The following is a 25,939-nucleotide window of genomic DNA, read 5'->3' as shown; positions in this document are numbered from 1 at the left end:
CCCATAACCTTTGTTTATAGGTCTGGCATCTTTATTCATTGTTCGGCGCCTGTCACCTCACCCTAACCTCAGCCTCGTCTTCAAAAAGAATTAGGGACGGACATGGCTCAGCGTGTGTGCATCATCGGCGGCGGCGTGATCGGGTTGGCAACGGCCTATGCGCTGGTGCGCGACGGCTTCGAGGTGACGGTGGTCGAGGCGCGGCAGTCGCTGGGCAGCGAAACCAGTTTCGCCAACGGCGGCCAGTTGTCCTACCGCTATGTGGCGCCGCTGGCCGATGCCGGCGTGCCGTTGCAGGCCATCGGCTGGATGCTGCGCGGCGATTCACCGCTCAAGCTGCGCCCGCGTCTGGACCCGGCGCAGTGGCGCTGGATGGCCTCGTTTCTCGCCGCTTGCCGCACCTCGGTCAACCGCGAAAACGCGGCGCATCTGTTGCGTCTGGCGCTGTTCAGCCAGAGCACGCTGAAACGCTGGCGCGAGGACGACGGACTCGCCGGCTTCAACTGGCGGCGCAACGGCAAACTGGTGACCTTTCGCAACGCCGCCAGCTTCGACCATGCACGCCAGGGCCTGGCTGATCCGCAACAACAGCAGGTGTTGTCCGCCACCGAATGTGCGCAACTGGAACCGGCACTGGCCGACGCGCCGTTTGTGGGCGCGATCTACACACCCGATGAAGAAGTCGGCGACTGCCACGGTTTTTGCCAACAGTTGGCGGCGCGATTGAAAGCGTCGGGCCACTGCAAGTTTCGCCTCGGCCAGCCAGTAACCGGTATTCGACACAGCCACGGCACCGTCACGGCCATTGAGCTAGGCGACGAAACCCTGCCGGTCGAGCAACTGGTAATCGCCGCCGGCCATCGCAGCCCGTCGCTGGGGCTGCCTGGCCTGCGCCTGCCGCTGTATCCGCTGAAGGGCTACAGCCTGACCGTGCCAATCGGCAGCGAGAATCGGGCGCCGGACGTGAGCATCACCGACTACGACCGCAAGATTGTCTACGCGCGCATCGGTGAACAGTTGCGCGTGGCGGCGATGGTCGACATCGTCGGATTCGACCCGGCAGTGGATCCCGAGCGGCTGACACTGATCAAGCGCCAGGCCCGCGACACCTTTCCCGACGCCGGCCACTACGACGCCGCCATCGAGTGGGCCGGCATGCGCCCGGCCACCCCCACCGGCGTACCGCTGCTGGGCGCCACGGCGTATCGCAATCTGTGGCTCAACCTCGGCCACGGCGCGCTCGGTTTCACTCTGGCCTGCGGCAGTGGGCAGTTGCTCAGCGAACTGATCGGCCAGCAGCGCACATCCATTGATCTGCACGGGCTCAATCCCCGTGCGGCGTGAAAGCCAAATGCTTAGAAATCACCCCACAGTTGCTGCGCTACTGCCAGCGCCACAACCGGCGCGGTCTCGGTGCGCAGCACGCGCGGGCCGAGACGGGCGGCGTGGAAGCTGTTGGCCTTGGCCTGCTCGACTTCGGCGTCGGACAAACCGCCTTCGGGGCCGATCAGGAACGCCAGGGTCGATGGTTTGGCATGGCTGACCAACGGCTCGGCTACCGGGTGCAGGACCAGTTTCAGTTCGGCCTCGGTCTGTTTCAGCCAGTCGGCCAGCAGCACCGGCGGATGAATCACCGGCACCCGCGAACGACCACATTGCTCGCAGGCGCTGATCGCCACCTGGCGCCAGTGCAGCAGGCGTTTGTCGGCGCGTTCGTCCTTGAGCCGGACTTCGCAGCGTTCGCTGAAGATCGGGGTGATTTCATTCACGCCCAGTTCGGTGGCTTTCTGGATCGCCCAGTCCATCCGCTCGCCCCGGGACAGGCCCTGGCCGAGGTGGATGTGCAGCGGTGATTCGACCTGACCGGCGAACTGCTCGTCGATCTGCACCACGACACGCTTCTTGCCGACTTCCACCAGCGATCCGCGAAACTCGTGGCCGGAACCGTCGAACAGCTGCACCGCATCGCCCTCGGCCATGCGCAGCACGCGGCTGATGTAATGCGCCTGGGCTTCCGGCAGTTCGTGTTCGCCGGTGCTGAGCGGGGCGTCGATAAAGAAGCGGGACAGTCTCATGGTGGTTCTCTGAAAAAATGTGAATCAGTTGGATCGGAGTCGACTTCATTCGCGAGCAAGCTCGCTCCCACATTTAGAATGCATTTCCCTGTGGGAGCGAGCTTGCTCGCGAACGGGACGGTCCAGGCACCGCAAATCTCAAGTAAGCCGAATCAGCCCGGATCACGGAACCCGGGATGGAAATCCTTCGGCACGGACACGCTGACGCTGTCACGGGTGGCGATGTCGATGCCTTCGCTGGCGACTTCGGCGAGGAAGTCGATCTGCTCCGGGGTGATCACGTACGGCGGCAGGAAATACACCACGCTGCCCAGCGGACGCAGCAGCGCGCCACGCTCCAGGGCATGCTGGAACACTTTCAGGCCGCGACGTTCCTGCCACGGATAAGCCTCTTTCGTGGCCTTGTCCTTGACCATCTCGATGGCCAGTACCATGCCGGTCTGACGGACTTCCGAAACATTCGGATGATCCACCAGATGCGCGGTCGCAGTCGCCATGCGTTGCGCCAGCGCCCGGTTGTTCTCGATCACGTTGTCCTGTTCGAAAATATCCAGGGTCGCCAATGCTGCCGCGCAGGCCAGCGGGTTGCCGGTGTAGCTGTGCGAGTGCAGGAAGGCGCGCAGGGTCGGGTAATCGTCGTAGAACGCGCTGTACACCTCGTCGGTGGTCAGGCACGCCGCCAGCGGCAGATAACCACCGGTCAGGGCTTTGGACAGGCACAGGAAGTCCGGGCGGATGCCGGCCTGTTCGCAGGCAAACATGGTCCCGGTACGACCGAAGCCGACGGCGATTTCGTCGTGGATCAGGTGCACGCCATAACGGTCGCAGGCTTCGCGCAGCAGCTTGAGGTACACCGGGTGATACATGCGCATGCCGCCGGCGCCCTGGATCAGCGGCTCGAGGATCACGGCCGCAACGCTGTCATGGTTTTCCGCCAGCGTCTGTTCCATAGCGGCGAACATGTTGCGCGAGTGTTCTTCCCAGCTCATGCCCTGCGGGCGCAGGTAGCAATCCGGGCTCGGCACTTTGATGGTGTCCATCAGCAGCGCTTTGTAGGTCTCGGTGAACAGTGGTACGTCGCCGACCGCCATCGCCGCCATGGTTTCACCGTGGTAGCTGTTGGTCAGGGTGACGAAGCGCTTCTTGTTCGGCTGGCCGCGGTTGAGCCAGTAGTGAAAGCTCATTTTCAGCGCGACTTCGATGCAGGACGAACCGTTATCGGCGTAGAACACCCGGTTCAGGCCTTCCGGTGTCATCTTCACCAGACGCTCGGACAGCTCGATCACCGGCTGATGGCTGAAACCGGCGAGAATCACGTGCTCCAGCTGATCGACCTGATCCTTGATGCGCTGGTTGATACGCGGGTTGGCGTGGCCGAACACGTTGACCCACCAGGAACTGACGGCATCCAGGTAGCGCTTGCCTTCGAAGTCCTCAAGCCACACGCCTTCACCGCGCTTGATCGGGATCAGCGGCAGCTGTTCGTGGTCTTTCATCTGGGTGCAGGGATGCCACAACACCGCGAGATCGCGTTGCATCCACTGGTTGTTCAGGCCCATGTTCAGTCTCCTCGAGGCGGCTCGCGTCAGGCGCGGGCAAACAATCGCGCAAGCCTATGCAATGCGTCGCGCCGGGACAACCCATTGCGTCGATTGAGCTACTTTGTATGGGCCGATAGACGTCGCTGGCGGCGTTTTGATGGCTGACGTATTCTTCGCGGTTCTTTGGGTCAACTGACCCGCAAAACTGCTTTTTCCTACGTGTTTTTCCGGAGTTCGCTGAATGTCTGTCGGTTGGCTGCGCGCCTGTGCGCTTGTGGTGTTGGGGCTTTTCAGCGTTACGGCGCTGGCCAAGGAAAAAACCGCGATCGTGATCGGCGGCGGCCTGTCGGGCCTGACCGCGGCTTACGAACTGCAGAACAAGGGCTGGCAGGTCACGCTGCTGGAAGCCAAACCGAGCCTGGGCGGTCGCTCGGGCATGGCCACCAGCGAGTGGATCGGCAACGACAAGGCTCAGCCTGTGCTGAACAAGTACGTCTCGACTTTCAAGCTGAGCACCACGCCGGCCCCTGAATTCGTGCGTACCCCGGGTTATCTGATCGATGGCGAGTATTTCTCTGCCGCCGACCTGGCCACCAAGCAACCGGCCACCGCGCAGGCGTTGAAAACCTTCGAGAAAACCCGTGACGATCTGGCGCGCTCGATTGACGATCCGCAGAACCCGGCGGCGACCAACACCCTGCACGCGCTGGACCAGATCAACGTGTCGAGCTGGCTCGACAAGCAGAACCTGCCGGCCACTGCGCGTCAGCTGATCAACCAGGATATCCGCACCCATTACGACGAGCCTTCGCGTCTGTCGCTGCTGTACTACGCACAGCAGAGCCGTGTTTATCGCGGCGTGTCCGACCGTGACATGCGCGCTTCGCGTCTGGTCGGCGGCAGCCCGGTGCTGGCCCAGGCCTTCGTCAAGCAACTGAAAACCATCAAGACCAGCTCGCCGGTTTCCGCGATCGTCCAGGACAAGGACGGCGTGACCGTCAAAGTCGGCAGCGTGGGCTACCAGGCAGACTACGTCGTACTGGCGGTGCCATTGCGCGCCCTCGACAAGATTCAGCTGACCCCGGCCCTGGATGCCCAGCACCTGGCCGCGATCAAGGGCACCAACTACGGCTGGCGCGACCAGATCATGCTGAAGTTCAAGACGCCGGTCTGGGAAAGCAAGGCGCGGATGTCCGGCGAGATCTACAGCAACACCGGTCTGGGCATGTTGTGGATCGAGCCGGCCCTGAAGGGCGGCGCGAACGTGGTGATCAACCTGTCCGGCGACAACGCCCGCGTCATGCAGGCCTTCGGCGACAAGCAGATGGTCGATCAGGTGCTGATTCGTCTGCACGCGTTTTATCCACAGGCCCGTGGCGCGTTCACCGGTTATGAAATCCGCCGCTACAGCACCGACCCGTCGACTGGCGGTTCGTACCTGGCCTTCGGCCCTGGTCAGATCAGCAAATACTGGCGTCTGTGGGAGCGTCCGCTGCAGCGCGTAGCGTTCGCCGGCGAGCACACCGACACCCTGTATCCGGGCACCCTGGAAGGCGCACTGCGCACTGGTCAGCGTGCGGCCAGTCAGGTTGAAGACCTGGCGGCAGGCAAATCCTTCGAACCGATCAAGGTCGGCCCGGCAGCGGCCACCGCAGCAGCAGCGGCAGGCGCAGCGGGTGCGGCCACGGCGGCGAAGAAAGGCAACTTCTTCACCAACCTGTTCGGTGGTTCGGATGACGAGAAGAAACCAGAGCCAGTGAAAGCGCCAGAGCCGGCACCTGCTCCAGCCGCTCCGGCGCCTGCACCGACTCCGGCACCTGCGCCAGCCCCGGTGGAAGCGCCGAAGCCAGCGGCCCCGGTGAAAGCCGAGCCAGCCAAGAAAGCGCCAGCCAAGCCGGCAGCGAAGAAACCTGCGGCCAAGACCGAGGCAAAAAAAGCCCCGGCCAAACCGGCAGCGAAAAAGGCTGAACCGGCCAAGAAGCCAGCCGCCAAACCGGCAGCGGCCCCGGCGGCAGCGAGCGATACCAAAGCGCAGTAAGGCTTTGCGGTGAATGAAAAAGCGCGGCTTTCAGGCCGCGCTTTTTTATTGCCTGTGAAAAAGCAATCGCGAGCAAGCTCGCTCCCACAGGTTTCGGCTTTGAACGTGATTCTTGTGAACGCCACCGGTCACTGTGGGAGCGAGCTTGCTCGCGAAGAGGCCAGAACCGGCACCTGAAAGTATTCGGCCGCCAGCTAATCTCCCGTCACACTTTTCCCTTTAATCTTTCCTTAACTCCCCTGTTCAAGACTCTTGATCGTATTTCTCGATATTTCAAAGCGAAATTTTCCGCTTTAATTCGATAGATAACTCGCTAGTCTTGGTTCGCAGTTCTCACAGGATTTGGGCAATGCAGCTACGTAATTCTTCTTCGCGCTACGGTTGGGTCAGCATCTTCATGCACTGGGCTGTGGCGCTGGCGGTCTTCGGATTGTTCGGCCTCGGACTGTGGATGGTCGGTCTCGGGTACTACGACCCTTGGCGCAAGGCAGGGCCGGATCTGCACAAGAGCATCGGTCTGATCCTGCTGGGCGTCATGGTATTGCGCGTGTTGTGGCGCTTTATCAGTCCACCACCGCCAACCTTGGCCAGCTACAGCCGCATGACGCGTCTGGGCGCCAAGTTCGGCCATGCCTTTTTGTATCTCTGCTTGTTCGCTGTGATGATTGCCGGTTACCTGATTTCCACCGCAGAAGGCGTCGGGATCCCGGTGTTTGACTGGTTTGAAGTGCCTGCACTGGTTTCCGGTCTACCGGATCAGGCAGACAACGCCGGTGCGATTCACCTCTACCTGGCATGGGCGCTGGTAATTTTTTCCGGCCTCCACGCGTTGGCAGCATTGAAGCACCACTTTATCGACCGTGATGTGACCCTCAAGCGAATGCTCGGTCGCAAAGCCTGAAGTTCAACCTCGACTCCCAAGGAAAACAAAGCATGTTGAAAAAGACTCTCGCCGCTCTGGCAATCGGTTCCGCTGTGCTGTCCGCCAACGTGATGGCCGCTGACTACACCGTCGACAAACAAGGCCAGCACGCCTTCGTCGACTTCAAGATCAGCCACTTGGGCTATAGCTACATCACCGGTACTTTCAAGGACATCGACGGCACTTTCAGCTTCGACGCTGCCAAGCCTGAAGACAGCAAGATCGAGTTCAACGTGAACACCGCCAGCGTCTTCACCAACAACGCCGAGCGTGACAAGCACATCTCCAGCAAAGACTTCCTGAAAGTTGCCGATTTCCCGAAAGCGACCTTCAAGTCCACCAGCGTTAAAACCACCGGCAAGAACGCCGATGGCAAAGTCACTGCTGACGTGACGGGCGACCTGACCATTGCCGGTGTCACCAAGCCAGTTGTGGTCAAGGCCACTTTCCTGGGTGAAGGCAAGGATCCTTGGGGCGGCTACCGTGCAGGCTTCGAAGGCACCACCAGCATCAAGCGCTCTGACTTCGGCAAGATGATGGACCTGGGCCCGCAGTCCGATGCCGTTGATCTGTACGTGACGTTCGAAGGTGTCAAAGCGAAGTAATTTTCGCCAGACATACAAAAACGCCCCCGGTCTTGCGACCGGGGGCGTTTTTTATTGCCTTGTCGAAACTCAGCGATTGCGAGTCAGCAAGGCCGGTTTTTCACCGCGTGGGCGGCTTGGCAGTTGATCCAGCTGCTCAGGCGTCGGGAAGCGGTCGGCTTTCGATTCCTTGTGCATGATCTTCGGGCCACTGCTGCGCGGGTTCTGCACGGCCGGTTCGGCACGTTGCTGATCGTCACGGGCCGGACGGCGGTTGCGCGAGTTTTCGTCGCGACGACCCTGGCCGTCACGCGGGGCACCGTTGCGCGGGCCGTTGCGTTTGCCCGGCGGGGTGCCGGTGCTCGAACCGTTGCTGTTGCGCGGGCCGTTCTGACGACCTTGCGACTGGCCGCCGCGTGGCGCGCCCGAACCTGCACCTTGCGCCGGAGCGCCCGGGCGACGGTTGCGACCACCTGCAGGTGCCTGCTTCGGCACGTAGTCAACGCGGTTGCCGAAGTTATCGATATCGTCGTCGAGGAACTCGTCCGGTGCACGATCAGCCGCAGCACGTGGCGGCTGGCTTGGCTGGCGCTGTTCGCGGGCCGGGGTGCCTTCGCGCGGTTTCTGTTGACGGGCTGGACGCTCGCCACGCTCACCGCGTTCGCCGGCAGGTTTTTCCTTGCCCTTGTCCTTGCCTTTGTCTTTACGACCGCCGCCACCGCCGCCATTCGGGCCGTCGCCGCGCGGGCCACGACCGTTGCGCGGGTTGCGCATGTCCGGACGCTCGCGCACTTCAGGCTTCTCGGCCTCGATGGTGCTGGCATCGAAGCCCATCAGGTCGCCGTCGGCGATTTTCTGCTTGGTCATGCGTTCGATGCTTTTCAGCAGTTTCTCTTCGTCCGGCGCAACCAGTGAGATCGCCTCGCCCGAACGACCGGCACGGCCGGTACGACCGATGCGGTGCACGTAGTCTTCATCGACGTTCGGCAGTTCGAAGTTGACCACGTGTGGCAACTGGTCGATGTCCAGGCCGCGCGCCGCGATGTCGGTGGCAACCAGAATGCGTACCTGGTTGGCCTTGAAGTCGGCCAGGGCCTTGGTGCGGGCGTTCTGGCTCTTGTTGCCGTGGATCGCCACAGCCGGCAGGCCGTGTTTGTCCAGGTACTCGGCCAGACGGTTGGCGCCGTGCTTGGTGCGGGTGAACACCAGCACCTGTTCCCACGCGCCGGCGGTGATCAGGTGCGCCAGCAGCGCACGCTTGTGGCTGGCCGGCAGACGGAAGACGCGTTGCTCGATGCGCTCGACCGTGGTGTTCGGCGGCGTCACTTCGATGCGTTCCGGGTTGTGCAGCAGCTTGCCGGCGAGGTCGGTGATGTCTTTGGAGAAGGTCGCCGAGAACAGCAGGTTCTGGCGCTTGGCCGGCAGGCGGGCGAGGACTTTCTTCACGTCATGGACGAAGCCCATGTCGAGCATGCGGTCGGCTTCGTCCAGCACGAGGATTTCAACGTGGGACAGATCGATGCTGCCCTGGCCGCACAGGTCGAGCAGACGACCCGGGCAGGCAACCAGTACGTCCACACCACGGGACATGGCCTGAACCTGCGGGTTCATGCCGACACCGCCGAAGATGCAGGCGCTGACGAATTTCAGGTCACGGGCGTAGATCTTGAAGCTGTCGTGTACCTGGGCCGCGAGTTCGCGGGTCGGGGTCAGGACCAGGACGCGCGGCTGGCGCGGGCCGTGGCGCTGGGATTTGTCCGGGTGACCGTTGGGGAACAGCCGCTCCAGGATCGGAAGGGCGAAACCGCCGGTTTTACCGGTACCTGTCTGTGCCGCAACCATCAGGTCGCGACCTTGCAACACGGCGGGAATGGCCCGCTGTTGCACCGGAGTAGGCTCGGTATAGCCCGCGTCTTCGATAGCGCGGACCAAAGCCTCGGAGAGACCGAGGGAAGCAAAGGACATGAGTAATCCTGTTTTAGTTAGGGCTTGGCCCAATGGGAGTCTTGCCTGGCGCGAATGGCGTTTAAGAGGACGCAATCCCGTCCGGTCCTGCTGCGGTTCCGAAGGCACGTCCGGAGCGCTCGCGCGGGCTGAAAAGCTGCGCTGTAGCGGGTCGGGAGGCCTGTAACGGTTCCGGGCGTCCGGGCGTGAGCCTGGCGGGAACGCCGGAGTATAACAGAGCAATCACCGCGCGCCGCTTTCCTGCTGCTCAACGGTTTTGCCACTGGCGGTGGCGCTGCTCAAGGGTTTTTCCGAAACCGGGGCTGCACCGTAGCGTGCGCTCAGCTCGGCATAGGCCGGCTCTCGCTTGAAACGCTTGAGCTCGGCGCCGAAGCGTTGCACCAGCAAATCCATCCCCGCATTGCGCCGCACGGCCAGAAACTGGCTTTGACGGCTAATGACGGTGGGGTTTTCGGTGATCTGATCGCGGATATTCAGCTCATCGAGCAAATGCTGACCCACGCGGCGATCGGTGATCAGCAGGTCGATGCGCCCGCGCACCAGTTTGCCGAAATTGGCTTCGTGGGTCGGGGCCGGTTCCCGGTTGAACAGGGTCGATTCACTGAAGTCCGGGCTGTACAGATAACCCGGCGAGGTGCCGATGGTCAGGCCCTTGAGGTCTTCAAGGCTGCGAAAAGGGTGCGGTCGGTCGTTGGCGTAGAACATCACGAACTCGACGTCCGACAGCGGTTCGCTCGGGTAGAGCAGGGTGGCGTCGCGTTCGTCGCTGTGAAAGATGTCCAGCGCACCGTCGGCCTGGCCGGTTTCGAGCATCGACAGGCAACGCTTCCATGGCAGGAACTGCCACTCGACATCGATGCCCAGACGTTTGAACACGATGGCAGTGGTTTCGTAGTCCAGCCCGAGGTTCTTGCCGTTCTCTTCGTAAACGTATGGCGCCCACGGTTCGGTGACGATACGCAGCTTCTCGCCTCGAGCCGCAAAGCTCAGGCAAGCAAAAACCAGCACGGCGAATAACTGCGTGATCAAAGGCATGACTTGAGATTACGACGAGAAACGCCAAAGAGCCAGAAACTGCCTGCAGAAGCTCTGTTTCGGGCCTTAAAAGCAAAAGATCGCAGTTGCGACAACCCCGCAGGAGCTGTCGAAACTTGCGATCTTCTGTTGTTGCATGAAGCCTTCAGCTTGAAGCGTACAGCGGTCTCAGCGTGGCAACTTCAGGTTGTTCCAGATCGCCAGGCTAGGTTCGGCCTGGTTCATGGAATAGAAGTGCAGGCCAGGAGCGCCGCCTTGCAGCAGGCGTTCGCACATTTCGCTGACGACTTGCTCGCCGAAGCGCTGAATGCTCTGGCTGTCATCGCCGTAGGCTTCCAGTTGCTTGCGGATCCAGCGCGGGATTTCCGCACCGCAGGCATCGGAGAAACGCGCGAGTTTGCTGTAGTTGGTGATCGGCATGATCCCCGGCACCACCGGAATGTCCACGCCCAGCGCCTGCAAACGGTCGACGAAGTAGAAGTAGCTGTCGGCGTTGAAGAAGTACTGGGTGATCGCACTGTCGGCGCCGGCACGGGCCTTGCGCACGAAGTTGGCGAGATCGTCTTCGTAGTTGCGCGCTTGCGGATGCATCTCCGGGTAAGCGGCCACTTCGATGTGGAAATGATTGCCGGTTTCTTCACGAATGAACTCAACCAGCTCATTGGCGTGACGCAGCTCGCCGCTGGTCATGCCCATGCCGGACGGCAGGTCACCGCGCAAAGCGACGATGCGCTTGATGCCGGCAGCCTTGTATTCGTTCAGCAGGCCGCGCAGGTCGTCCTTGCTGTCGCCGACGCAGGACAGGTGCGGGGCGGCGGGGATTTTGACTTCGCTTTCCAGCTGCAACACGGTGTTCAGCGTGCGGTCACGGGTCGAGCCGCCGGCGCCGTAGGTGCAGGAAAAGAAATCAGGGTTGTAGGTGGCCAGCTGACGGGCAGTGGCGAGCAGTTTTTCATGCCCGGCATCGGTCTTGGTCGGGAAGAACTCGAAGCTGTAGCGACGGTCTTGGGACATCGGGGGACCTCCAGTCACGAGCGGCAAGCTACAAGCTTCGAGAGAAGCGGAGGTGCGCTGATCTCTCGTGCGTGATTCCTGCTGCCTGAAACTGTTTTGAAATAGGGGCAGAGCTCTCAAACTTCGTACGGCAAGCCCGGCTTGTGGCCTTGCTTGCCGCTTGAAGCTTGAAGCTCGCAGCTGCTCTTAGTAGCGGTAAGCGTGCGGCTTGAACGGGCCTTCGACGGTCACGCCGATGTAGTCAGCCTGTTGCTTGGTCAGTTGAGTGACCACGCCACCGAAGCCGCGGACCATTTCCAGGGCCACTTCTTCGTCGAGTTTCTTCGGCAGTACTTCAACGGTCAGGCGCTCGGCTTTCTGGGCTGGCGACAGGTCGGCGTACTTCTGGCCGAACAGGAAGATCTGCGCCAGAACCTGGTTGGCGAACGAACCGTCCATGATGCGGCTCGGGTGACCAGTGGCGTTGCCCAGGTTCACCAGACGGCCTTCGGCCAGCAGGATCAGGTAGTCGTCGTTCTGAGCGTCGAATGCGCCCGGGCCGGTACGGTGGATCTTGTGTACCTGTGGCTTCACTTCTTCCCATGCCCAGTTCTTGCGCATGAAAGCGGTGTCGATTTCGTTGTCGAAGTGACCGATGTTGCAGACAACGGCGCGCTTCTTCAGGGCTTTGAGCATGTTTGCGTCGCAAACGTTGACGTTACCGGTGGTGGTCACGATCAGGTCGATCTTGCCCAGCAGCGCTTTGTCGATGCTTGCTTCGGTGCCGTCGTTGATACCGTCGATGAACGGCGAAACCAGTTCGAAACCGTCCATGCAGGCCTGCATGGCGCAGATCGGGTCGACTTCGGAGACTTTAACGATCATGCCTTCCTGACGCAGGGACTGGGCCGAACCCTTGCCCACGTCACCGTAGCCGATGACCAGCGCTTGCTTGCCGGACAGCAGGTGGTCGGTACCACGCTTGATGGCGTCGTTCAGGCTGTGACGGCAGCCGTACTTGTTGTCGTTCTTGGACTTGGTCACCGAGTCGTTGACGTTGATGGCCGGGATGCGCAGTTCGCCCTTGGCCAGCATGTCCAGCAGACGGTGTACGCCGGTGGTGGTTTCTTCGGTCACGCCGTGAACGCGGTCCAGAACCTGTGGGTATTTCTTGTGCAGCAGCTCGGTCAGGTCGCCGCCGTCGTCGAGGATCATGTTGGCGTCCCATGGCTGGCCATCCTTCAGGATGGTCTGCTCCAGGCACCACTCGTACTCTTCTTCAGTCTCGCCTTTCCAGGCGAAAACCGGGATGCCGGCAGCGGCGATGGAGGCAGCGGCCTGATCCTGAGTCGAGAAAATGTTGCAGGACGACCAGCGAACTTCGGCACCCAGGGCAACCAGGGTTTCGATCAGCACGGCGGTCTGAATGGTCATGTGGATGCAGCCGAGGATTTTTGCGCCTTTCAGCGGCTGCTCGGAAGCGTACTTGCGACGCAGACCCATCAGGGCCGGCATTTCCGACTCGGCGATGATGGTTTCGCGACGGCCCCAGGCAGCCAGGGACATGTCGGCAACTTTGTAATCGTTAAAATCTGCAGGCGTGATAACAGCGCTCATGAGAGCCTCCATTCGTAATGTATGCGAATGGGCGCCGTTGTGCGTTTAGTGTCCGGCCTGAGCCAGTCAACGCCCCATCCGAGCCTGACAGGTTGAACCTGCTGCAGCGCCCCTCGGACAGGTGGCGGGAAAACGGTATCAAGTGAACGTTACCGTTTTGAAACGGGGGCGATTATAGCCGTCTAGACTGATCTTCCAAAGGGTTTCTGTCGGCCAAATGAAGATCGCTAATAGCGACCATAGTAGAAGCCTCATGGAGCATGACCGCTCAGTCTGCCAAGATGGCGCCATCATTCGGCAAGACGCTCAGGAGTGAAGATGAATTTCCACACCCGCAAGTGGGTAAAACCCGAAGACCTCAACCCCAACGGCACCCTGTTCGGCGGCAGCCTGCTGCGCTGGATCGACGAAGAAGCGGCGATCTACGCCATCGTTCAACTGGGCAACCAGCGCGTGGTGACCAAGTACATTTCCGAGATCAACTTCGTCAGCGCCTCGCGCCAGGGCGACATCATCGAACTGGGCATCACCGCCACCGAGTTCGGCCGCACCTCGATCACCCTGACCTGTGAAGTGCGCAACAAGATCACCCGCAAGAGCATCCTGACCGTCGAGAAAATGGTCTTCGTCAACCTCGGCGAAGACGGTCTGCCGGCACCGCACGGGCGGACCGAGATCAAATACGTCAAAGACCAGTTCAAGGATGAAACGCCCGTTACCGAGTAATCGGCGCACCCCACAGAACGGAAGCCGAGCGGCGCGTGTCGTAGCTTTATGACCCCGCCACCGGTTTCCCGCCATGACCACGCCAACAGACGGCAAGACTCCCGACCTCTCGGCCAAGGAACAACACGAAGTCGAGAAAAACCAGCCGCCCCGGGCGGCGGTCCTGCATGAAATCATTCGCAAACAGGGCGACCAGGAACTGGAGCGCAGCATTGCCGCGCTATGGTGGTCGGCCTTGGCGGCCGGGCTGACCATGGGCCTGTCGCTGATGGGCATGGGCTTGCTCAACTCCCGTCTGCCCGAGGGTGACGAATTCAAGGTGATCGCCAGCTTCGGCTACTGCGCCGGTTTTCTCGCGGTGATCCTCGCTCGCCAGCAGTTGTTCACCGAAAACACCCTGACCGCTGTCCTGCCGGTCATGACCAAACCGACGCTCGGCAATTTCGGCCGCCTGATACGGCTTTGGACAGTGGTGCTGTTCGGCAACCTGTGCGGGACGATTCTGGTGGCCTACGTGATGCTCGAACTGCCGATCTTCGACAGCAAGACCGACGCCGCCTTCCTCGAAATCGGCCGCAAGGTCATGGAAAACCACGCGAGCCAGATGTTCGCCAAGGGCATCGTTTCCGGCTGGATGATCGCCACCATGGTCTGGATGATCCCGTCCATGGAGAGCGCGAAGATGTGGATCATCATCCTCATCACCTACCTCATGGCGCTGGGCGACTTTACGCACATCGTGGTGGGTTCGGCGGAGGTGTCGTATCTGGTATTTGCCGGCGAGTTGCCGTGGAGTGATTTCTGGGCGGTGTTTGCCGGGCCGACCCTGGCGGGGAACATCATCGGCGGCAGTTTCATCTTCGCCCTGATCAGCCACGCGCAGATCCGCAGCGAAAGCGGCAAACCGAAGGAGTCTGCGGATCAGGCGGAAAAGCCCGACCCGCAGCAGATCAATAAATGATCAGTGGTGCGCAGGTTCGGCAATGGTTGCCGGTTCATCGCGGGTGGCGTGTTTGACCAGTTTGCCAATGGTCAGACCCTGCAGCAGGATCGACGACAGCACCACGATGTAGGTGATGCTCAGCAGCAGATCGCGCTCCGGGCCCAGCGGCAGGGCCAAAGCCAAGGCCACCGAAACACCGCCGCGCAAACCGCCCCAGGTCAGGATGCGGATGGTGCCGCGCGGCACGGTGCGCCAGCGCCGCAGCAGGACGATGGCCGGGGCCACGGTGAGCAGGCGCGACAACAGAATCGCCAGCGCCAGCAGACTTGCCGCCGCCAGGTGCAACCAGTTGAACGGCAGCAGCAACAGCTCCATGCCGATCAGCGCGAACAGCAGGGCGTTGAGCATGTCGTCGAGCAATTCCCAGAAACCGTCCAGGTATTTGCGCGTCATGTCGTTCATCGCCAGGTTGCGCCCCAGATTACCGATGATCAGACCGGCAACCACCATCGCAATCGGCGCCGAGACGTGCAGCTCGGTGGCCATCGCCGACCCGCCGATCACCAGCGCCAAGGTCAGCATGACCTCGATCTGGTGCTGCTCGATGCTCTTGATCATCAGGTACACCAGATAACCGATCAGCCCACCGAACAGCACGCCGCCGATGGCTTCATGGGCAAACAGCATGGCGGTGGCGCCGATGGTCGGGGTTTCGCCCAGTTGCGCGATGCCCAGCAACACGGTGAACACCACCACGGCAGTGCCGTCGTTGAACAGCGATTCGCCGACGATGGTGGTTTTCAACGGCTTTGAGGCGTTGGCCGTACGCAACACGCCGAGTACCGCGATCGGGTCGGTCGGGGAAATCAGTGCGCCGAACAACAGGCAGTAAAGGAAGCTCACGTGCCAGCCGAACAGGGCGAAGATGTAGTAGGCGAGGCTGCCGATCACGGCGGTGGCGATCAATACACCGAAGGTCGCCAGCAGGCCGATGGGCCAGCGATAGCTGCGCAGGTCGTTCAGGTTGACGTGCAAGGCGCCGGCGAACAGCAGGAACGACAACATCCAGTTCATCAGCAGATCACCGAAGTCGATCTGGCCGATCAGTTGCTGCACGCGCTCTTCGAGGCCGGGATAACCGAGCAGACTCAGGCCTTGCAGCAACAGGGAAAACATCAGTGCGGTAACCATCACGCCGATGGTCGGAGGCAAACCGATGAAGCGGAAATTCACGAAAGTGAGGAGGGTGGTGAGGCAGATGAAAGCGGCGACAAGTTCAAGCATCCGGGGTCCTTTGGATGGGGGGTGAAAAGACAGCGCGCCTGTTCATGGGCACAAGGGTTGGATGGGTAGACACCGGACGGGGGCACAATTGTGTGGCCCGGGCAGGTTTTTTTTGGCATTTGTCTGCGCGCGACCAGGTGTGGCGAGGTCGCTTGACGTATAAACAGCGCCTGACACATCGCGAATCAAAGACCTGATCAAATGGCTCGGGTTCAAAAACAAGAATGAAGGAGTGACACGTGCTGGCGACAGCTCTGGTGTTGGTGGCGGCGCTGTTGCACGCCGCGTGGAATACCCTGATCAAATTCAGCGCCGAGCGGTTGCTGGTGGTGGCCTGCATGGACACCGTGGCGCTGTTGTTCGTCGCGCTGGCGTTTCCTTTCATCAGCCTGCCGCCGCAGGAAATCTGGCCGTGGATTCTGGCGTCGGCGGCGTTCGAGCTGCTTTATCGCTATCTGTTGATCCAGGCCTATCGGGTCGGTGACCTGGGGCTGGTCTATCCGTTGATGCGTGGGCTGTCGCCGCTGGTGGTACTGGCGCTGACCCTGATCTTCGCCGGCGAAGTGCTGACCACCCAGCAGATCTTCGGAATCATGCTGATCCCGCTGGGCATGGCTTGCCTGCTCTGGCAGGGCGGTGGCGGGAAACACTTGCCGTGGTCGATGCTGCCGGTGGTGGCGCTGATCGGGCTGTGCATCGGCTGTTACACCTACATCGATGGCCAGGCCTTGCGGCGCTGGTCGCATCCGCTGGATTACCTGGTCTGGGTCACGCTGCTCAGCGCGTGGCCGTTCCCGCTGCTGGCGTGGGTCGCTAGGCGGCCGGCGTTCATGCTGTTCTGGCGCGAACAATGGAAGCTGGGGCTGGCGGTCGGGTTCTGCGTGTTGTTCAGCTACGCTCTGGTGCTGTGGGCGATGCAGCTGGGGTCGATTGCCGAGGCCGCCGCGTTGCGCGAGATCAGCGTGATTCTGGTGGTGCTGTTCGGCATGCGCTACCTGAAAGAACCTTTCGGCCGGCCACGGCTCTTAGCCTGTGGGCTGGTGCTGATCGGCATGCTGGTGATGAAGTTCTGACCCGCCAACTCTAAAAACTGAAAAAGGACGGCGTTATGACGGTGGCTCTGTGGTGCGTTTTCATTGCGATCTTTCTGCCCTATGTGTGCACGGGCGTGGCGAAGGCTGTCGGTGGTTACCGGCTCAGCGACAATCACGATCCCCGGGATTTTCTTGAAAGCCTGAACGGTGTGGCGCGACGGGCCCATGCGGCGCAACTGAACAGTTTTGAAGTGACGCCGGCCTTTGCGGCGGCGGTGATCGTTGCGCACCTGGTGGGCACGGCGCAGCTGGTGACGGTCAATGTGCTGGCAGTGCTGTTCATCACCAGTCGTCTGCTTTACATCATCTGCTATCTGGCGGACTGGGCGATTCTGCGGTCGCTGGTGTGGTTTGTCGGGATGGGGCTGATTGCCAGTTTCTTCTTCGTTTCGGTCTGACGCTGAAAGGATCGCAGGCTGACGAGGCCTGCGATCCTTTGCGTTTCGCTTACTGCTTGTCGGCCACCTGCGGCACTTGTGGCAATGCCGCGCCTTTTGGCCAGAGCATCCAGATCTGCCCTTGCTGCTTCATGTCGCCGGCCAGTTGCCCGGCGGCATCGCCGGTGCCCCAGAACAGATCCGCACGAACCTCGCCGGCAATTGCGCCGCCGGTGTCCTGCGCGGCTACCGGGCGTACCAGCGCCGTGCCGTCAGGGCGGGTGGTCGACAGCCACAACAGGCTGCCCAACGGAATCACCTTGCGATCCACCGCCGCGCTGTAACCGGCGGTCAGCGGCACATTCAACGAGCCGCGCGGGCCTTCGTTGCTGTCCGGATTGCGGGTGAAGAACACATAACTCGGGTTGCTGCCGAGCAATTCCGGAATGCGCGACGGGTTGGCCTTGGCCCAGTTGCTGATCGCGCCCATGGTCACGTCTTCTTTCTTCAGCTCGCCCTGTTCCACCAGCCAGCGGCCGATCGGCCGGTACGGGTGGCCGTTCTGGTCGGCGTAGGCGATGCGCAGTTGCCGGCCGTCATCGGTCTGAATCCGCCCTGAACCCTGGATCTGCAGAAATTGCAGGTTCATCGGGTCGGTCAGCCACGCCACCACTGGCGCCTTGACCCCTTTGCTCTCGATGGTCGCGGCGTCGTCATAAGGCTTGAGCACGCGACCTTCGAGGCGTCCGCGCAGGCGCTTGCCTTTCAGCTCCGGGTAAATGCTGTCCAGGGAGACGATGATCATGTCGTCGGGCACGCCGTAGACCGGCACATTGGCAGTTGCGGTTTGCGTCAGGCTGCCGGGATAGACAGGTTCGTAGTAACCGGTGATCAGACCGTTGGGGTTGTCATTTTCGGCGCGCAGGCCGAACACATCGAGGTTTTGCTTGAGGAACGTGCGGATATCGCCAGCGCTTTGCGGCACATTGGCCGCCGCCGCGCAGGTGGCGCCCCAGATCGGGTCAGCCTTGAGCCGGGTGCAGGCACTGCGCCACGAACCGAAACCGGCCACCAGATCGTTGTCGGAAACCGCAGGCAGGGCTTCCCAGGTGGCGCTGGAGTACGTGGCCAGTGCGTGGGTTTTCGGCTTGGCACTGTCGCCTCCGGTGCAGCCGGCAAGAATGGCCAGCAGCGGCAGGGTTGCGATGAGTGGGTGGCGCCAGGCCTTGAAACGGCTGTTCATGGAGAATTTCCTGTGTCGGTTGCAGGCGTGCTCCATGCGCGCCAGCAACCCATATTATTAATAGGGCTATTGGTGTTTGGCGGTGACGCGAGGATACTGGCCGCCGAATTCCGTGACCTGAAGCCACCATGACTCTTAAAAGACTTTCTGTTGTATTGCTGGCCTGTCTGACCTTGTCCGCCTGTGGCGGTGTTGATCCCAATTCCCCGCTGGGCCAGCGCAAGGCGATCTTCAAGCAGATGCTCAAAACCGGCGAAGACCTGGGCGGCATGCTGCGCGGGCGCATCCCCTTCGACGGGCCGAAATTCACGGAAGGCGCGGTCAAGCTCGACGCACTGTCCCATGAACCGTGGAAGCATTTCCCGTCGGTGCGCGAAGAAGATCACACCAGCGCCAAGGACGATGTCTGGCAGCGACAGGCACGTTTCCAGGAAATGGCCCGCACCCTTGAGACGGCCACCGGTGAGCTGGTGATCGCCAGCAAGGTTCAGCCGTACAAGGCCAGCAACCTGGGGCCGGCGGTGCAGAAGGTCGAAGATGCCTGCAGTGCCTGTCATAAAGAGTTTCGGGATCATTGATCCTGAGGTGCGGTGACGGAGAGGACTCTTTCACCGCACATTGCCTGCCGGATTACTTGTCCAGTTCGTCCAGCGCGTCCTGCAATTCCTTGCGCGACTCGGCGAGTTTGTTTTTGCGCTTGTCGATCTTCTCCGGGTCGCCTTTCTTCATGGCCTTGTCGAGGTCGGCCTGGCGCTTGCTCACTTCGTGCTTGGCGTCGAGCACCTTGTTTTCACGTTCCTTCTTCAGGCCGGCGTCGGTGCAGTGTTCGGTGACTTCGCGCAGGGCGGTTTCGAGGCCAGCCTGCTGGTCAGCGTTGCCACGGGATTTGGCCTGTTCGATCTGATTGATGATGCCTTGCTTCTTGGCGGCACAACCGGTCAGGCCCGGGGCGTCTTCGCCAGCCATCGCGGGTGCGGCCATTACGGCGCAAAGAGTCAGCATGGCGAGCGGTGCGAGAAATTTCATAAAAGCTCCATGTGCAAAGGCAATCGGGTCGGGAAAGCACTGCGCTGTTGGAGCGCTTCGGCGACCGTTGGGTTCCCGGCTTGCCGGGATGCATGTTCAGAAACCGTCGATTCCGGCGGTGCGTAAGGTTTCAATCAGGGCCAGCACCTGCGGGTCGCGGAAAAAAGCGCTCAATTGCGCCGCGCGACCGGGGCCGATTCCGGGTTCTGCCTGCCATTGTTCGGTATTTCGTTGTGCCAGCGCTTGCCATGAATCAGCCAAAGAGGCCTGACCGGTCGGCGGCAACCCCAGGGCTTTGAGCCACTGGGTGAACGGCCGCTGGCGAGCGCTGTAAAAACTTTGGAGCAGACGGGCGCTGCTGCGCTCGCCGAGGCCGGCAATCTTAGCAAGCTCTGGCTCGTCGAGGGCCAACCAATCCAGCAGGTTGTTCAGGCGGCCTGTATCCAGAAGTTTCTCCCACGTGCCGCGACCGACATGGGGCAGTGCCAGCCCTTGCTTGCTGCCAAGCCAGACCAGGCGCGCGAGGAACTGACTCTCGCATCCGGGCGTCGGTTGCCAGCAGCTTAGCGGGTGAAAGTCGCTGGCGAGAGGAACGTCCAGCTCGATACGCTCCGTGCTGCGCAGCACAACGCTGTCGAGTCGCGGAATCGTCAGCCCGGCCAGACTGATCGCCACTTGATCGCCGGGACGAATGTCCAGTTCCTGCCAGCGTTTGAGTGAGCTGACGCTGACCCGCCTGATCTGGCGGTCATCGAGCATGACCGGCGCCAGTTCCAGCACAGGGGTGATGCGCCCGGTGCGACCGACCTTGAAATCCACCTTGCGTACGTCGGCCAATGCCTGGGCGAACGGGTATTTCCAGGCCACGGCCCAGTAAGGCGAGCGCGCCTGCCAGCGTTCGGCAGCAGGACGCTGACTCTGACGCAGGACGATGCCGTCGCTGGCAAAGGGCAGTGGCGAGCGATACCAGTGATCGCGCCACTGCTGCGCATCGGCAAGACCACTGACGGGATGGCTGTAAGGTTCCGTCGTGGCAAAGCCCAGTGTTGCCAGACCCGTGATTCGCTCTGTCAGGTTGTCCGGTCCCAGCGGCCAGTCCCAGACAAACAGCCCGATGCCCGCTGCCTGTTCGATACTGAGATCCTTGCGTCCCATCAGTCCGGCGACTGTTGCGCGGGCGTTGGCGCTGCCGGCGCGGGCCTGGATATGGTCGTTCAGTTGCCAATAGAGCTCGCCCTGTACCGACAGATCCAGCGGTTGGGTCAGTTGCCGGGGAATGGCGTTGATCTTTTGTGCCGATGCAGTCCAGTCCTGCCCGCGAACGCCGTCGCCGCGACTGATCGCCTGCTGCAACCGCCCGGCGCGATAGATCAGCGTGACGGCCACACCATCGACCTTGGGTTGTACCCAGACGTCCTTGCGGTCGCGCAGCCAGGCTTCGATGTCGGATGCGTCGTGAAGTTTGTCGAGGCCGGTGTGGACGATCGGGTGCGCCACCGGGCCTGATGCGGTGCGTAACGGCTTGGCCGGTGATGGAAGTTTGAAGCACTGGCGCCATTCGCCAAGCCGGATGCGGGACTGATCGTAGAGTTCATCGGCGATCAGTGACCGGCCTTCACGGTGATAGGCGCCGTCCCATTGATCGATCTGCTGTTGCAGGGCAGTGATTTCGCTTCGGGCCCGGTCGGCTGGCCAGGTGGGGCAATCACCAGCGAAGGCACCGAGATGGATGGAAAGCAGCAGGAAAATGCAAAACAGGCGCAGTGTGGCAAGCATCGTGAGCGTCCTTGCTCAGAGAGATACCTGAAGGCTAGCCGGGATTTTCCAGCGGGCCGGTCGGCTGTTTTGCCGGGTGTTTCGCGGCCATGAAAAAGCCCCGCACGGCGAACCGTGCGGGGCTTTTTGTACCGCCAGGAAATTACAGGCCGGCAGCGGAACGCAGGGCGTCGGCGCGGTCGGTTTTTTCCCAGGTGAAAGTGGAGAAGGTGTCTTCGCCAACAGTCTTGGTCTGCGGAGCGCGGCCGAAGTGGCCGTAGGCTGCGGTTTCCTGGTACATCGGGTGCAGCAGATCGAGCATGGTGGTGATTGCATATGGACGCAGGTCGAACACTTCGCGGACCAGTTTGATGATCTTGTCATCGCTGATCTTGCCGGTGCCGAAGGTGTTCAGCGAGATCGAAGTAGGCTGGGCCACACCGATCGCGTAGGAAACCTGGATCTCGCAACGCTCGGCCAGGCCGGCCGCCACGATGTTCTTGGCAACGTAACGGCCAGCGTAGGCAGCCGAACGGTCAACCTTCGATGGATCCTTGCCGGAGAACGCGCCACCGCCGTGACGGGCCATGCCGCCGTAGCTGTCGACGATGATCTTGCGACCGGTCAGACCGCAGTCGCCAACCGGGCCACCGATGATGAACTGGCCGGTCGGGTTGATGTGGAACTGGGTGTCCTTGCTCAGCAGTTCGGCAGGCAGCACGTGCTTGACGATCAGCTCCATCACGCCTTCGCGCAGGTCTTTGTACGACACTTCAGGGTTGTGCTGGGTCGACAGAACAACAGCGTCGATACCCACAACCTTGCCGCCTTCGTAACGGCAAGTCACTTGCGACTTGGCGTCCGGGCGCAGCCAAGGCAGCAGACCCGATTTGCGGGCTTCGGCCTGGCGCTGAACCAGCTGGTGGGAGAAGGTGATCGGTGCTGGCATCAGCACGTCGGTTTCGTTGCTGGCGTAGCCGAACATCAGGCCCTGGTCGCCGGCGCCCTGATCTTCAGGCTTGGCACGGTCAACGCCCTGGTTGATATCAGGGGACTGCTTGCCGATGATGTTCATCACGCCGCAGGTAGCGCCGTCGAAGCCGACGTCGGAGCTGGTGTAGCCGATGTCGCAGATCACGTCACGAACGATCTGCTCCAGGTCGACCCAGGCGCTGGTGGTCACTTCACCGGCAACGATGGCCACGCCAGTCTTGACCAGGGTTTCCACGGCAACGCGTGCGTGCTTGTCCTGGGCGATGATGGCGTCCAGCACTGCATCGGAAATCTGGTCGGCGATTTTGTCCGGATGTCCTTCAGACACGGACTCGGAGGTGAAGAGGGAGTATTCGCTCATCTCGATGTTTTCCTGAATTTACCGATGGTGAGTGTCGCCAGCCGGCCGCTGAAAATGGCGGACCTGGATCTGGAAACCATTACGTAAGCCTACATAGAGGCTTTCCCCGGGAACGAGTCCCGCAGCGGTGGCCCAACGGGCCAGATCGTCCTGTTCAAACCCCAACCACAGATCACCGCAGGCCTCCCTGGCCCAACTCTGGTTGTGGCTACATAACTCTGTCACGAGCAGGCTACCGCCCGGTTGCAGCAGGCTGGCCATGTGCTTGAGCGCTTCGGCCGGCGCGGCGAAATGGTGCAACACCATGTTCAACACCACGCAATCGGCCTGAAGGCTCACGCCATTCAATGCATCGGCCAATTGCAGGCTGACGTTAGTCAGCTTTTCACGTTCACATACCTGACGGGCCAGTTCGAGCATCGCCGCGCTGTTGTCCAGTGCGGTTACGGTGCCGAAGCGACGCGCCAGTTCCGGCAGGAATGCACCATCGCCGGGGCCGACTTCAATGGCCGTGGCAGCGCCATTGAAGTTCAGTTTGTCGAGCAGGGCCAGCACGCTTTCACGGTACTGCGGCAGGCCGGCAATCAAATCCTGCTGGGCGCGGAATTTCTCCGCGACCCGTGCGAAAAAGTCCTGGCTGTTGGCAGCGCGCTGCCCATGGACCTGTGCGATTCGTGTTTCCACGTCGGCCGGCAGCGCCAGATTGTCGACTTCTTCTAACAGCGCCGCGTGCAACTTGCCGCCCAGCAACTCGGTGTGGGGCAGGGCGCGGCGATAGAAAACCGCGTTGCCTTCACGGCGAGTCGCCACCAGATCGGCCTGTGCCAACACCTTGAGGTGATGGCTCATGCCGGACTGACCGATATCGAAAATCTGCGCCAGTTCCAGTACGCCGAACGAATCGTTGGCCAGGGCGCGCAATACATTCAGCCGCAGCGGATCACCGCCGGCCTTGCACAGGGCCGCCAGCTCGTCGCAATCGTCATGGCGAATGGAAGGCACGCGTAAGTTCATAGGGCCAGCAGTCTAGAGACGGCCGGAAAACACCGCAAGGCCAATATCAAAAAGTTTTGATATTGCTCGATGGGTGGCACTTTTTATTGCACTTCTCACTGACCGGTTAACTCTACAGACGAACAGCGGAAAGGTTTCACCAGCCGAAACCGATGTTATCCATTGGAAAAACGCCTCCGGATGACTATCTGTCATTGCCCCGAGGCGCTCGGGTGAGGGAAAATGCCCTCCTTTTTTCCGTTTCAATCTATTCACACCCAGGAGATCAGCGATGCCTAGCCGTCGTGAGCGTGCCAACGCCATTCGTGCCCTCAGCATGGATGCCGTGCAAAAAGCCAACAGCGGCCATCCCGGTGCCCCTATGGGTATGGCAGATATTGCCGAAGTGCTTTGGCGCGACTACCTCAAGCACAACCCGAGCAATCCATCCTTCGCCGACCGTGACCGCTTCGTGCTGTCCAACGGCCACGGCTCGATGTTGATCTACTCGCTGCTGCACCTGACCGGTTACGACCTGTCGATCGACGACCTGAAACAGTTCCGTCAACTGCACAGCCGCACCCCGGGCCACCCGGAATTCGGTTACACCCCGGGTGTCGAGACCACTACCGGCCCGCTGGGTCAGGGTCTGGCCAACGCCGTGGGCTTCGCCCTGGCAGAAAAGGTACTGGGCGCGCAGTTCAACCGTCCTGGCCACAACATTGTCGACCACCACACCTACGTGTTCCTGGGTGATGGCTGCATGATGGAAGGCATTTCCCACGAAGTCGCTTCCCTGGCCGGTACCCTGGGCCTGGGCAAGCTGATCGCCTTCTACGATGACAACGGCATCTCCATCGACGGCGAAGTCGAAGGCTGGTTCACCGATGACACGCCGAAGCGTTTCGAAGCCTACAACTGGCAGGTGATCCGTAACGTCGACGGTCACGACCCGGAAGAGATCAAGACCGCCATCGAGACCGCGCGCAAGAGCCCGCTGCCGACCCTGATCTGCTGCAAGACCACCATCGGTTTCGGTTCGCCGAACAAGCAGGGCAAGGAAGATTGCCACGGCGCCCCGCTGGGTGACGCGGAAATCGCCCTGACCCGTCAGGCGCTGAACTGGAACTACGGTCCGTTCGAAATCCCGGCCGACATCTATGCCGAGTGGGATGCCAAGGAAAAGGGCCGCGCCGTCGAGTCCGAGTGGGACCAGCGCTTCGCTGCCTACTCCGCCGCGTTCCCGACCGAAGCCAACGAACTGATCCGTCGCCTGAGCGGCGAGCTGCCAGCTGACTTCTCCGAGAAGGCTGACGCCTACATCGCCGAAGTCGCGGCCAAGGGCGAAACCATCGCCAGCCGTAAAGCCAGCCAGAACGCCCTGAACGCGTTCGGCCCGCTGCTGCCTGAAGTGCTGGGCGGTTCGGCTGACCTGGCCGGTTCCAACCTGACTCTGTGGAAAGGCTGCAAAGGCGTCAGCGCCGAAGACGCCAGCGGCAACTACATGTACTACGGCGTGCGCGAATTCGGCATGACCGCGATCATGAACGGCGTTGCCCTGCACGGTGGTCTGGTGCCTTACGGCGCGACCTTCCTGATGTTCATGGAATACGCCCGCAACGCGGTGCGCATGTCCGCTCTGATGAAGCAGCGTGTGATCCACGTCTACACCCACGACTCCATCGGTCTGGGCGAAGACGGCCCGACGCACCAGCCGATCGAGCAACTGACCAGCCTGCGCAGCACGCCGAACCTCGACACCTGGCGTCCAGCCGATGCCGTTGAATCGGCAGTGGCCTGGAAAAACGCTCTGGAGCGCAAGGACGGTCCGTCCGCTCTGATCTTCTCCCGTCAGAACCTGCAGCACCAGACTCGCGATGCCGGCCAGATCGCCGACATCAGCCGTGGCGGTTATGTGCTGAAAGACTGCGCAGGCGAGCCAGAGCTGATCCTGATCGCTACCGGTTCGGAGGTCGGCCTGGCCGTTCAGGCCTACGACAAACTGACCGGGCAGGGCCGCAAGGTTCGCGTGGTTTCCATGCCATGCACCAGCGCGTTCGACGCTCAGGACGCCGCCTACAAGCAATCGGTCCTGCCGTTGCAGGTTGGCGCGCGTATCGCGATCGAAGCGGCTCACGCCGACTTCTGGTTCAAGTACGTGGGTCTGGAAGGTCGCGTGATCGGCATGACCACCTACGGCGAATCGGCTCCGGCTTCGGCACTGTTCGAAGAGTTCGGCTTCACCCTGGAAAACATCCTGGGTCAGGCTGAAGAGCTGCTGGAAGACTGAGACTGATCCAGAAAGGATGTCGTCTGAACTGACGTCTTCGCGAGCAAGCCCGCTCCCACATTGGAATGCATTCCCCTGTGGGAG

22 protein-coding genes and 1 riboswitch are annotated in these 25,939 nt (G+C 61.4%); of the genes, 10 read left to right on the top strand and 12 right to left on the bottom strand.

The annotated features are described in order from the left end of the window. Positions 1-102 precede the first annotated feature (102 nt). Positions 103-1,344 (top strand): D-amino acid dehydrogenase, encoded by a 1,242-nt coding sequence (locus CAG02_RS05500; protein WP_085709098.1) that lies wholly within the window; start codon positions 103-105, stop codon positions 1,342-1,344. Positions 1,345-1,355: 11 nt separating this feature from the next. Here the strand turns inward: CAG02_RS05500 and CAG02_RS05495 are convergent, their stop codons facing one another. Together CAG02_RS05495 and CAG02_RS05490 are read right to left on the bottom strand one after the other, a co-directional pair. Continuing rightward, positions 1,356-2,075: a 16S rRNA (uracil(1498)-N(3))-methyltransferase gene (locus CAG02_RS05495; RefSeq protein WP_085709099.1), complete on the bottom strand. Its 720-nt coding sequence runs from the start codon at positions 2,073-2,075 to the stop codon at positions 1,356-1,358. A 152-nt stretch (positions 2,076-2,227) separates the two neighbouring features. Then, complete coding sequence (locus tag CAG02_RS05490; RefSeq protein WP_085709100.1) at positions 2,228-3,634, bottom strand: adenosylmethionine--8-amino-7-oxononanoate transaminase; 1,407 nt, start codon at positions 3,632-3,634, stop codon at positions 2,228-2,230. A 223-nt stretch (positions 3,635-3,857) separates the two neighbouring features. On the opposite strand from CAG02_RS05490, the gene CAG02_RS05485 reads away from it, so the two are divergent. The 3 genes from CAG02_RS05485 (at position 3,858) to CAG02_RS05475 (ending at position 7,181) form a co-directional block, all read left to right on the top strand. Beyond that, on the top strand, positions 3,858-5,654 hold the full coding sequence (locus tag CAG02_RS05485; RefSeq protein WP_085709101.1) for a flavin monoamine oxidase family protein: 1,797 nt from the start codon (positions 3,858-3,860) through the stop codon (positions 5,652-5,654). A 349-nt stretch (positions 5,655-6,003) separates the two neighbouring features. Then, the gene (locus CAG02_RS05480) at positions 6,004-6,555 is read left to right on the top strand and encodes a cytochrome b (protein ID WP_085709102.1); all 552 of its coding nucleotides are present in this window, start codon (positions 6,004-6,006) and stop codon (positions 6,553-6,555) included. A gap of 32 nt (positions 6,556-6,587) precedes the next feature. Then, entirely contained in the window at positions 6,588-7,181 is a 594-nt protein-coding gene (locus tag CAG02_RS05475) for a YceI family protein (RefSeq protein WP_085709103.1), read from the top strand. A 69-nt stretch (positions 7,182-7,250) separates the two neighbouring features. Here CAG02_RS05475 and CAG02_RS05470 read toward each other — a convergent pair whose 3' ends face one another. The 4 genes from CAG02_RS05470 to ahcY all read right to left on the bottom strand — a co-directional run bounded on the left by CAG02_RS05470 (position 7,251) and on the right by ahcY (position 12,770). Then, positions 7,251-9,125, bottom strand: coding sequence for a DEAD/DEAH box helicase (locus CAG02_RS05470; RefSeq protein WP_085709104.1), 1,875 nt, complete (start codon positions 9,123-9,125; stop codon positions 7,251-7,253). 222 nt (positions 9,126-9,347) lie between these two features. Beyond that, positions 9,348-10,160 (bottom strand): ABC transporter substrate-binding protein, encoded by an 813-nt coding sequence (locus tag CAG02_RS05465; protein ID WP_085709105.1) that lies wholly within the window; start codon positions 10,158-10,160, stop codon positions 9,348-9,350. 168 nt (positions 10,161-10,328) lie between these two features. Then, positions 10,329-11,174: a methylenetetrahydrofolate reductase [NAD(P)H] gene (gene metF, locus CAG02_RS05460; protein WP_085608882.1), complete on the bottom strand. Its 846-nt coding sequence runs from the start codon at positions 11,172-11,174 to the stop codon at positions 10,329-10,331. 186 nt (positions 11,175-11,360) lie between these two features. Then, positions 11,361-12,770 carry an adenosylhomocysteinase gene (gene ahcY, locus CAG02_RS05455; RefSeq protein ID WP_085709106.1) on the bottom strand — a complete coding sequence of 470 codons (1,410 nt, stop codon included), beginning with the start codon at positions 12,768-12,770 and terminating at the stop codon, positions 11,361-11,363. A gap of 22 nt (positions 12,771-12,792) precedes the next feature. After that, a riboswitch (S-adenosyl-L-homocysteine riboswitch) is annotated at positions 12,793-12,891 on the bottom strand. 197 nt (positions 12,892-13,088) lie between these two features. Between ahcY and CAG02_RS05450 the strand changes: the two genes are divergently transcribed. Beyond that, on the top strand, positions 13,089-13,496 hold the full coding sequence (locus CAG02_RS05450) for an acyl-CoA thioesterase (protein ID WP_007959686.1): 408 nt from the start codon (positions 13,089-13,091) through the stop codon (positions 13,494-13,496). A 73-nt stretch (positions 13,497-13,569) separates the two neighbouring features. Then, the gene (locus CAG02_RS05445; RefSeq protein WP_085709107.1) at positions 13,570-14,457 is read left to right on the top strand and encodes a formate/nitrite transporter family protein; all 888 of its coding nucleotides are present in this window, start codon (positions 13,570-13,572) and stop codon (positions 14,455-14,457) included. On the opposite strand, the gene CAG02_RS05440 is transcribed toward CAG02_RS05445, so the two are convergent. Next, positions 14,458-15,723 carry a sodium:proton antiporter gene (locus tag CAG02_RS05440; protein WP_085709108.1) on the bottom strand — a complete coding sequence of 422 codons (1,266 nt, stop codon included), beginning with the start codon at positions 15,721-15,723 and terminating at the stop codon, positions 14,458-14,460. Between the two features lie 239 nt (positions 15,724-15,962). Here CAG02_RS05440 and CAG02_RS05435 point away from each other — a divergent pair, with 239 nt between their 5' ends. Both CAG02_RS05435 and CAG02_RS05430 read left to right on the top strand, forming a co-directional pair. Further along, a complete protein-coding gene (locus tag CAG02_RS05435; RefSeq protein WP_085709109.1) occupies positions 15,963-16,796 on the top strand; it encodes an EamA family transporter in 834 nt (277 codons plus the stop codon). Positions 16,797-16,831: 35 nt separating this feature from the next. After that, entirely contained in the window at positions 16,832-17,215 is a 384-nt protein-coding gene (locus CAG02_RS05430; RefSeq protein ID WP_085709110.1) for an MAPEG family protein, read from the top strand. 49 nt (positions 17,216-17,264) lie between these two features. Here CAG02_RS05430 and CAG02_RS05425 read toward each other — a convergent pair whose 3' ends face one another. After that, entirely contained in the window at positions 17,265-18,437 is a 1,173-nt protein-coding gene (locus tag CAG02_RS05425; protein WP_085709111.1) for a murein transglycosylase A, read from the bottom strand. Between the two features lie 128 nt (positions 18,438-18,565). Between CAG02_RS05425 and CAG02_RS05420 the strand changes: the two genes are divergently transcribed. Then, complete coding sequence (locus CAG02_RS05420) at positions 18,566-19,015, top strand: cytochrome c (RefSeq protein ID WP_085709112.1); 450 nt, start codon at positions 18,566-18,568, stop codon at positions 19,013-19,015. Positions 19,016-19,067: 52 nt separating this feature from the next. On the opposite strand, the gene CAG02_RS05415 is transcribed toward CAG02_RS05420, so the two are convergent. The 4 genes from CAG02_RS05415 to CAG02_RS05400 all read right to left on the bottom strand — a co-directional run bounded on the left by CAG02_RS05415 (position 19,068) and on the right by CAG02_RS05400 (position 23,586). Then, positions 19,068-19,463, bottom strand: coding sequence for a DUF1090 domain-containing protein (locus CAG02_RS05415; protein WP_085709113.1), 396 nt, complete (start codon positions 19,461-19,463; stop codon positions 19,068-19,070). Positions 19,464-19,559: 96 nt separating this feature from the next. Beyond that, positions 19,560-21,239: an NAD-dependent DNA ligase LigB gene (gene ligB, locus CAG02_RS05410; RefSeq protein WP_085709114.1), complete on the bottom strand. Its 1,680-nt coding sequence runs from the start codon at positions 21,237-21,239 to the stop codon at positions 19,560-19,562. Positions 21,240-21,381: 142 nt separating this feature from the next. Next, entirely contained in the window at positions 21,382-22,572 is a 1,191-nt protein-coding gene (gene metK, locus CAG02_RS05405) for a methionine adenosyltransferase (protein ID WP_085709115.1), read from the bottom strand. A gap of 18 nt (positions 22,573-22,590) precedes the next feature. Next, positions 22,591-23,586, bottom strand: a complete 996-nt coding sequence (locus tag CAG02_RS05400) for a metalloregulator ArsR/SmtB family transcription factor (protein WP_085709116.1) — start codon at positions 23,584-23,586, stop codon at positions 22,591-22,593. 271 nt (positions 23,587-23,857) lie between these two features. On the opposite strand from CAG02_RS05400, the gene tkt reads away from it, so the two are divergent. Next, positions 23,858-25,855 carry a transketolase gene (gene tkt / locus CAG02_RS05395; RefSeq protein ID WP_085709117.1) on the top strand — a complete coding sequence of 666 codons (1,998 nt, stop codon included), beginning with the start codon at positions 23,858-23,860 and terminating at the stop codon, positions 25,853-25,855. Positions 25,856-25,939 lie beyond the last annotated feature (84 nt).

Source organism: Pseudomonas sp. R43(2017) (genome assembly GCF_002112345.1).
GTDB classification, from domain to species: domain Bacteria; phylum Pseudomonadota; class Gammaproteobacteria; order Pseudomonadales; family Pseudomonadaceae; genus Aquipseudomonas; species Aquipseudomonas kribbensis.
The sequence above is the reverse complement of the archived record's forward strand: the minus strand, read 5'-3'. Positions and strand labels throughout refer to the sequence as shown.

Excerpts from the sequence above, each read along its gene's own strand:
- CAG02_RS05500 (WP_085709098.1), top strand. The coding sequence starts at position 103 with ATGGCTCAGCGTGTGTGCATCATCGGCGGCGGCGTGATCGGGTTGGCA.
- CAG02_RS05495 (WP_085709099.1), bottom strand. The coding sequence starts at position 2,075 with ATGAGACTGTCCCGCTTCTTTATCGACGCCCCGCTCAGCACCGGCGAA.
- CAG02_RS05490 (WP_085709100.1), bottom strand. The coding sequence starts at position 3,634 with ATGGGCCTGAACAACCAGTGGATGCAACGCGATCTCGCGGTGTTGTGG.
- CAG02_RS05485 (WP_085709101.1), top strand. The coding sequence starts at position 3,858 with ATGTCTGTCGGTTGGCTGCGCGCCTGTGCGCTTGTGGTGTTGGGGCTT.
- CAG02_RS05480 (WP_085709102.1), top strand. The coding sequence starts at position 6,004 with ATGCAGCTACGTAATTCTTCTTCGCGCTACGGTTGGGTCAGCATCTTC.
- CAG02_RS05475 (WP_085709103.1), top strand. The coding sequence starts at position 6,588 with ATGTTGAAAAAGACTCTCGCCGCTCTGGCAATCGGTTCCGCTGTGCTG.
- CAG02_RS05470 (WP_085709104.1), bottom strand. The coding sequence starts at position 9,125 with ATGTCCTTTGCTTCCCTCGGTCTCTCCGAGGCTTTGGTCCGCGCTATC.
- CAG02_RS05465 (WP_085709105.1), bottom strand. The coding sequence starts at position 10,160 with ATGCCTTTGATCACGCAGTTATTCGCCGTGCTGGTTTTTGCTTGCCTG.
- metF (WP_085608882.1), bottom strand. The coding sequence starts at position 11,174 with ATGTCCCAAGACCGTCGCTACAGCTTCGAGTTCTTCCCGACCAAGACC.
- ahcY (WP_085709106.1), bottom strand. The coding sequence starts at position 12,770 with ATGAGCGCTGTTATCACGCCTGCAGATTTTAACGATTACAAAGTTGCC.
- CAG02_RS05450 (WP_007959686.1), top strand. The coding sequence starts at position 13,089 with ATGAATTTCCACACCCGCAAGTGGGTAAAACCCGAAGACCTCAACCCC.
- CAG02_RS05445 (WP_085709107.1), top strand. The coding sequence starts at position 13,570 with ATGACCACGCCAACAGACGGCAAGACTCCCGACCTCTCGGCCAAGGAA.
- CAG02_RS05440 (WP_085709108.1), bottom strand. The coding sequence starts at position 15,723 with ATGCTTGAACTTGTCGCCGCTTTCATCTGCCTCACCACCCTCCTCACT.
- CAG02_RS05430 (WP_085709110.1), top strand. The coding sequence starts at position 16,832 with ATGACGGTGGCTCTGTGGTGCGTTTTCATTGCGATCTTTCTGCCCTAT.
- CAG02_RS05425 (WP_085709111.1), bottom strand. The coding sequence starts at position 18,437 with ATGAACAGCCGTTTCAAGGCCTGGCGCCACCCACTCATCGCAACCCTG.
- CAG02_RS05420 (WP_085709112.1), top strand. The coding sequence starts at position 18,566 with ATGACTCTTAAAAGACTTTCTGTTGTATTGCTGGCCTGTCTGACCTTG.
- CAG02_RS05415 (WP_085709113.1), bottom strand. The coding sequence starts at position 19,463 with ATGAAATTTCTCGCACCGCTCGCCATGCTGACTCTTTGCGCCGTAATG.
- ligB (WP_085709114.1), bottom strand. The coding sequence starts at position 21,239 with ATGCTTGCCACACTGCGCCTGTTTTGCATTTTCCTGCTGCTTTCCATC.
- metK (WP_085709115.1), bottom strand. The coding sequence starts at position 22,572 with ATGAGCGAATACTCCCTCTTCACCTCCGAGTCCGTGTCTGAAGGACAT.
- CAG02_RS05400 (WP_085709116.1), bottom strand. The coding sequence starts at position 23,586 with ATGAACTTACGCGTGCCTTCCATTCGCCATGACGATTGCGACGAGCTG.
- tkt (WP_085709117.1), top strand. The coding sequence starts at position 23,858 with ATGCCTAGCCGTCGTGAGCGTGCCAACGCCATTCGTGCCCTCAGCATG.